This window comes from Mesorhizobium sp. M7D.F.Ca.US.004.03.1.1, assembly GCF_003998635.1.
GTDB lineage: Bacteria > Pseudomonadota > Alphaproteobacteria > Rhizobiales > Rhizobiaceae > Mesorhizobium > Mesorhizobium loti.
In genome coordinates this window covers 1-6561 of record NZ_RZQG01000287.1, presented here as the reverse complement: position 1 = coordinate 6561, position 6561 = coordinate 1, and the positions used below count along the sequence as shown (strand labels likewise).

Annotated in this window: 7 protein-coding genes and 1 pseudogene; 3 read left to right on the top strand and 5 right to left on the bottom strand. The window is 61.0% G+C overall.

Annotated elements, in window-relative coordinates:
* On the top strand, positions 1-371 hold a 371-nt coding region (locus EN935_RS17360; RefSeq protein WP_164771175.1), incomplete at its 5' end, for a helix-turn-helix domain-containing protein.
* A 169-nt stretch (positions 372-540) separates the two neighbouring features.
* On the opposite strand, the gene EN935_RS17355 is transcribed toward EN935_RS17360, so the two are convergent.
* A complete protein-coding gene (locus EN935_RS17355; RefSeq protein ID WP_109669342.1) occupies positions 541-843 on the bottom strand; it encodes a DUF982 domain-containing protein in 303 nt (100 codons plus the stop codon).
* A 138-nt stretch (positions 844-981) separates the two neighbouring features.
* A pseudogene (locus EN935_RS17350) lies at positions 982-1359 on the bottom strand (ABC transporter ATP-binding protein); the annotation flags it as partial.
* Between EN935_RS17350 and EN935_RS17345 the strand changes: the two are divergent.
* Together EN935_RS17345 and EN935_RS17340 are read left to right on the top strand one after the other, a co-directional pair.
* Positions 1337-2053, top strand: coding sequence for a LysR substrate-binding domain-containing protein (locus tag EN935_RS17345; RefSeq protein ID WP_245469021.1), 717 nt, complete (start codon positions 1337-1339; stop codon positions 2051-2053). The pseudogene EN935_RS17350 and the gene EN935_RS17345 sit on opposite strands and share 23 nt — an antisense overlap.
* Positions 2054-2310: 257 nt before the next feature.
* On the top strand, positions 2311-3768 hold the full coding sequence (locus EN935_RS17340) for an NCS1 family nucleobase:cation symporter-1 (protein WP_109668992.1): 1458 nt from the start codon (positions 2311-2313) through the stop codon (positions 3766-3768).
* A gap of 47 nt (positions 3769-3815) precedes the next feature.
* On the opposite strand, the gene EN935_RS17335 is transcribed toward EN935_RS17340, so the two are convergent.
* From EN935_RS17335 to EN935_RS17325, 3 genes are all read right to left on the bottom strand, one after another.
* Positions 3816-4361, bottom strand: a complete 546-nt coding sequence (locus tag EN935_RS17335; RefSeq protein WP_126069067.1) for a DUF1697 domain-containing protein — start codon at positions 4359-4361, stop codon at positions 3816-3818.
* Positions 4362-4465: 104 nt separating this feature from the next.
* Positions 4466-6103: a CTP synthase gene (locus tag EN935_RS17330; protein ID WP_013531733.1), complete on the bottom strand. Its 1638-nt coding sequence runs from the start codon at positions 6101-6103 to the stop codon at positions 4466-4468.
* Between the two features lie 137 nt (positions 6104-6240).
* A partial coding sequence (locus EN935_RS17325; protein ID WP_164771174.1) for a L,D-transpeptidase occupies positions 6241-6561 on the bottom strand: 321 nt, incomplete at its 5' end.

Genomic DNA, 6561 nt, shown 5'->3' with positions numbered 1-6561 from the left:
TTGCTGAAGCGATCAATTCCACCGGGGTCCGCGTCTTCCGCCTCACGGCTGGAGCGGACATGTCCCATCAGTTGCTGCCCCTGGCGCTAAAAGGGTTGACCAGAGCTCAGGAACACCTTCTGGTCCTGGGTCGCCAGAGCGCCATCGAACGCGTCGCCGCGTTCCTCGTCGACATAGCGGAGCGGCAGGGCGGATTGCGGCAGGTGGAACTACCAATGTCGCGTATGGACATCGGTGATTATCTCGGCCTCACCATCGAGACCGTGTCGCGGGTTTTCACCCGACTGAAGGACAAGGGCGTCATCCGCCTGCTCAACCTGCGCAGCGTCGAAATCGTCAAGCACGATGCGCTTCACAATATGAGCGAATGATCCGCGGTATTCAGTCAAGCGACCGCCGCCTCGGCCTCCGCAGTGATCGGCCGTGGATACGAAGGCGATCATCCTCGGGGTATTGACGACTGGGCATCGGCAACGGCGCAAGACAAGACCCGCGCTACCGCGGCGCGAGACCTCGCAAAACCGTCAAGACGACAGGCGGCTAACGCCGCAGCGCGTACACGCTTGCCATGTTTTCGCCGGCCATCGGCAGCGCCATGTCATCATCGAGAAGGCGCGTGATGCGGGCAAAGCCCGTGAACGCTTTCCTTGCTTCCTCGGCCGACATCTGGCCCGACAAAGCGGCCGAGCAGCAATTCAGCGCGCACCGATAAACCGGACCGCGCCGTCCCGTCGGCCATTTCCGCAAGAACACCATGGCCTCGGCAACACTATCGATTTCTTCAGCAGGATGCCCCTGCCCGCGCGAAATTCGCACAGGCGAAAAGAAATGCAGATAATCCATCGTTTCCTCCCGGTCGACCGCGATGCGCTCGATCGAACCCCACCAAACGCACAATCCGCCAGTTGGTTCCACAAAAAAATGGAATCTTTAAAAATCTGTCAAGCGAATGCGATCACCGCGCGCGGTGATGAATGTCGCCTATACCGTCGGGAAGTGGCAGGCGACTTTGCGACCCGGTCGGTATTCCCTCAGTTGCGGCCGCTCCGAACGGCAGCGCTCCGCTGCGATCGGGCATCGGGGGTGGAAACGGCACCCGGACGGAGGGCTGAGCGGGCTCGGTACGTCGCCGGTGAGGATGATGCGCTTGCGCGTTCCGCTGGGCGTCGTCTCCACAACGGGAACCGCCGAGATCAGCGCCTGGCTATAAGGATGGGCTGGTGCTGCAAACACCTCCTCCGCCGGCCCTTCCTCGACGATCGAGCCGAGATACATGACCGCGATGCGGGTCGACACCTGGCGCACGACGGACAAGTCGTGAGCGATGAAGATGTAGGTGAGGTGCAGCTTCTCCTGTAGCCTCTCCGAGGCGTTCGAGGCCATCTGGCGCGCCACCGACGACGTCAGCCTCTCCGAGGGCTCGCGCCACAGCAAGATCCAACGTGTCCGGGTCTTGTGCGTACCGGCCGTTCTGAACCTTTGGCTGGCGGACAGGTTACCGAACTTTCGCCGGTTGCATCCGTCCGTGGATCTGGAGATCTCCACTTCAGGCAAGCGGGCCAATTTCGATTTGGCCATTGTCGACGAGTTCGTTTACAAGGCCGGCCCGGCTTTGACACTGCTGATCCCACTGCTGCTGACGCCGGTCTGTGCGCCTTCGCTGCTGGAGGGGCCGGTGCCGCTGCGATCGCCAGCCGATCTGGTCAATCATCATCTGATCCATGAATGCGAGACCATGAGGTGGAAGCGGTGGTTGGAGCAGGAAGGTGTTTTGGACACGACGCCGAAATCCAGCACAACACTGGATGACTGCACGCTGATCATGCGCGAGGCGATCAATGGCGCCGGAATAGCGCTTGCGGACACGATGATGGCGCAAGATTTTCTGCAGCAAGGCAAACTTGTCGCCCCGTTCCGTGCCCGCCACACCTACCCGGCCGGCATTTACCTGCATCAGCGCCGCAGCATCGGCAACAAGCCAGGCACCGGCCTGTTTCAGGATTGGCTGCTCGCCGAAGTCGCGGACCACAAGCGGGTGATGACCCTCGCTTAGACGGACTCTGCCGTTGCCGGCGGATGTCGGGAGTGCCGGGAGCTGCTTCAGATTGAAATCCCAACGTCGAATTTCGAATCATCGATCGCCAAGTGCAGAGGCGGCCCACCATCGCGGCCCGTCGATAATCGCAGTTCGCATTGAATATCTTTAAGGCCAAAGCCGGCAAATAGGTTGCTTGTCCGTTCCCCTGCGTCAGGCTTAACCTGCACGCGGCCAACGCGTGAGGGCGCGTGCTGCAAAAGGGGAACATTGCAATGACAATACAGGGTGCTTCACCTGATCTGTACAACGAGGATCTGGCTCCAGCCAAAATCCGAAACTGGGGACCATTCTCGATCTTCAACGTCTGGACGTCGGACGTTCACAGCCTCTGGGGCTACTATCTGGCGGCAAGCCTGTTCCTGTTCTGCGGCGGCTTCGTCAACTTCATCATCGCCATCGGCATCGGTTCGCTGATCATCTACGTGATGATGAACATGGTCGGCTATGCCGGGGTCAAGACCGGCGTGCCCTACCCCGTGCTAGCCCGCGCCTCCTTCGGTATCTGGGGCGCCAACATACCGGCGCTGGTGCGCGCCGTCGTCGCCTGCTTCTGGTATGGCGCACAGACGGCCGCCGCCTCCGGCGCCATCGTGGCGCTTTTGATCCGTTCACAATGGTTCGCCGACTTCAACGCCAGCACGCATTTCCTCGGCCATACTGGCCTCGAAGTGATCTGTTTCGTGGTCATCTGGGCGCTGCAACTGCTGATCATCCAGAACGGCATGGAAACAGTGCGCCGCTTTCAGGACTGGGCCGGGCCAGCGGTCTGGGTGATGATGCTGGTGCTGGCGATCTATCTCTGCGTCAAATCCGGGAGATTTGCCTTCACCAGCGACATCCCGATGGATGTGCTGCTGGACAAGACCAAGGATGCGGGCGTGCCCGGCACGCCGGGTTCCTGGACATCGCTGTTTGCGGTGGCGGCGATCTGGGTCACCTACTTTTCCGCGCTCTATCTCAATTTCTGCGATTTCGCCCGTTACGCGCCAGACAAGGCATCGCTGCGTAAGGGCAACATCTGGGGCTTGCCGATCAACCTGATCCTGTTCTCGCTGGTCGCCGGCGTCACCACCATTGCCGCCTTTGACGTCTATGGCGAAGTGCTGCTGCATCCCGACCAGATCTCGGCGAAATTCGACAGCTGGTTCCTGGCAGCACTCGCAGCCTTGACCTTTGCAGTAGCAACACTCGGCATCAATGTGGTGGCAAACTTCGTCTCGCCGGCCTTCGACTTCTCCAACGTCTTTCCCCGGCAGATCGACTTCAAGAAGGGCGGCTACATCGCGGCCATCATCGCGCTCGTGCTCTATCCCTTTGCGCCATGGGAAGGCAGTGCAGCTTCCTTCGTCAACATCATCGGCGCGACGATGGGGCCGATCTTCGGGGTGATGATGGTCGACTACTATCTGATCCGGAAGGGCGAGGTCGACGTCGAGGCGCTCTATCGCGAGGACGGCGAGTTCCGCTTCCAGGGCGGCTGGCACGTCAACGCCTTCATCGCAGCCGGCATCGGCGCCATTTTCTCATCGATCCTGCCGAACTTCACCAACTGGCTGCCGTCCTGGTGGGGCGTCTATGGCTGGTTCTTCGGCGTGGCGATTGCCGGCATCATCTACTATGTGCTGCGCACCGCCGCTTTGGGCGCCGGAGCGAAGACGGCAAAGGCTTGAAAATGAGGCAGTAGGTGCTGGCGAGCAGAGAACAGCTTGCCTACTGCCTACTGCCTACTGTCCACCATCTCGACCAGTCTGCGCACGGTGTTCCAGTTGCGCGAGGTGCCGATGCCCATGCGTTTGTGGTTGGTCGCCGCAAGCAGCCGCGAACTTGGCCTCTCGCGTGAAAAGACGACCCAGATGTCTCCGCCGACCGACACAACCTTCTCGTTCTCGGCGATATAGGTTTGGAGCGCCGCCACGGCGTCCACGGGTGCAGGTTTGCGCATCACCCGCACGGCCACCTGGTCGCCTGCCTCGGCGGATTCGTCCGGAAACGGATTGCCGGCGGCAAGCTTCAGCCAGTCCTCGGCACCGCGCACGATGATATCGACATGGCGGCCGAAGGTCTTTTCGAAGGCTGCTTCCAGCCGCCGTTCCAGATCGGCGATGTCCGTTGCCGGCGCCTCGAACAACAGATTGCCGGTCGCCACCAGCGTGCGCGGGTTGTTCAGCCCGAGCTCCTCGGCCATGGCCTTGAGGTCGGCCATGACGACCCGTCGCCCCTCGCCCAGGATGATGCTGTAAAGCAGCGCGACATAGGTCTGCATAGTCCGACCGGCCTAGAGCATGATGCCGAAAAGTGTGAAGCGGTTTTCTCGGACAAACGGGCACCGTTTGTCCAGACATCATGCTCTATCTCTTTGATTTAGAGCTACACTAGTCGGCTCTGTTCCACCGCCGCCTCGATGAAACTGGCAAACAGCGGATGCGGGTCGAGCGGCCGGCTTTTCAGTTCCGGGTGATACTGCACGCCGATGAACCAGGGATGGTCGGGATACTCGACCGTTTCCGGCAGCACGCCGTCGGGCGACATGCCGGCAAACACCAAGCCGCAATCCTCGAGCCGCTCCTTGTAGTCGACATTAACCTCGTAGCGGTGGCGATGGCGCTCGGAAATCTGCGTGTCGCCATAGATCTCGGCGATCTTGGATCCCTTGGCGAGCTCGGCCTGATAGGCGCCGAGCCGCATCGTGCCGCCGAGATCGCCGGTTTCGCGGCGCTTCTCCAGCATGTTGCCTTTCAGCCATTCGGTCATCAGGCCGACGACCGGTTCCTCGGTCGGACCGAACTCGGTCGAGGACGCATGCTCCACGCCGGCCAGCGACCGCGCCGCCTCGATGCAAGCCATCTGCATGCCGAAGCAGATGCCGAAATACGGCACTTTTCGCTCACGCGCGAATTTCGCCGCCAGGATCTTGCCTTCGGAGCCGCGCTCGCCAAAGCCGCCGGGAACCAGGATGCCATGCACCTTTTCCAGCCAGGGCGTCGGATCCTCCTTTTCGAAGATCTCCGATTCGATCCAGTCGAGTTTGACCTTGACGTGGTTGGCCAGGCCGCCATGCGAGAGCGCTTCGATCAGCGATTTGTAGGCATCCTTGAGGCCGGTATATTTGCCGACCACGGCGATAGTGACCTCGCCTTCGGGATTGTGGATGCGGTTGGACACCGCCTGCCAGGGCTCCATGCGCGGCTTCGGCGCCGGATCGATGCCGAAGGCGGCCAGCACTTCCGAATCGAGCCCTTCCTTGTGATAGGCCATCGGCACATCGTAGATATGCGGCACGTCGAGCGCCTGGATCACGGCACTTTCGCGCACATTGCAGAACAGTGACAGCTTTCTGCGCTCTTCCTTGGGGATGGCGCGATCGGCGCGGACCAGCAGGATGTCGGGCGCGATGCCGATGCCGCGCAGTTCCTTGACCGAATGCTGGGTCGGCTTGGTCTTCAACTCGCCCGCCGTCGGGATGTAGGGCATCAGCGTCAGATGGACGTAGACGGCGTTGTTGCGCGGCAGGTCGTTGCCGAGCTGGCGTATAGCCTCGAGGAACGGCATCGCCTCGATATCGCCGACCGTGCCGCCGATCTCGCACAGCACGAAATCATAGTCGTCATTGCCGTTGAGGACGAAATTCTTGATCTCGTCGGTGACATGCGGAATGACTTGCACGGTGGCGCCGAGATAGTCGCCGCGCCGCTCGCGCTCTATGATGTTCTTGTAGATCCGGCCGGTGGTGATGTTGTCCTGCTGATTGGCGGAGCGGCCTGTGAAGCGCTCGTAATGGCCAAGATCGAGATCGGTTTCCGCACCGTCGTCGGTGACGAAAACCTCGCCATGCTGATACGGCGACATCGTGCCCGGATCGACATTCAGGTAGGGATCGAGTTTTTTGATGCGTGCGCGATAGCCTCGCGCCTGCAGGAGAGCCCCAAGGGCCGCTGCGGCTATGCCTTTTCCAAGTGAGGAAACCACGCCGCCTGTGATGAATACATATCGCGCCATGGGAGTCATCGCTTAACGCGGCCGGATTGATTCCGCCAGAGAAAAAACCACCGCGAAGGTTTTTTCCCAAGAAGGCGCTCGGGTCGTGAACAGGGCAAAACAAAAGGGCCGGCTGAGCCGGCCCTTTCGGCAGAATGATGGAAACGTCAGATGATAACGACCTTGGTGCCCACCCTGACGCGGCTGTAGAGGTCCATGACGTGCTCGTTGATCATGCGGAAGCAGCCATTCGAGGCGCTGGTTCCGATCGACTGCGGTGCGATGGTGCCGTGGATGCGCAGATGCGTGTCCTTCTTGCCGTCATAGAGATAGATGGCGCGCGCGCCGAGCGGGTTCTGGCCACCGCCGGGCATGCCGTCCTTGTACTGGCCGTAATGCTTCGGCTCGCGCTTCTGCATGTCCAGCGTCGGGATCCAGCGCGGCCATTCCTGCTTGTCGCCGACCGCTACCGTGCCCTTGAACTGCAG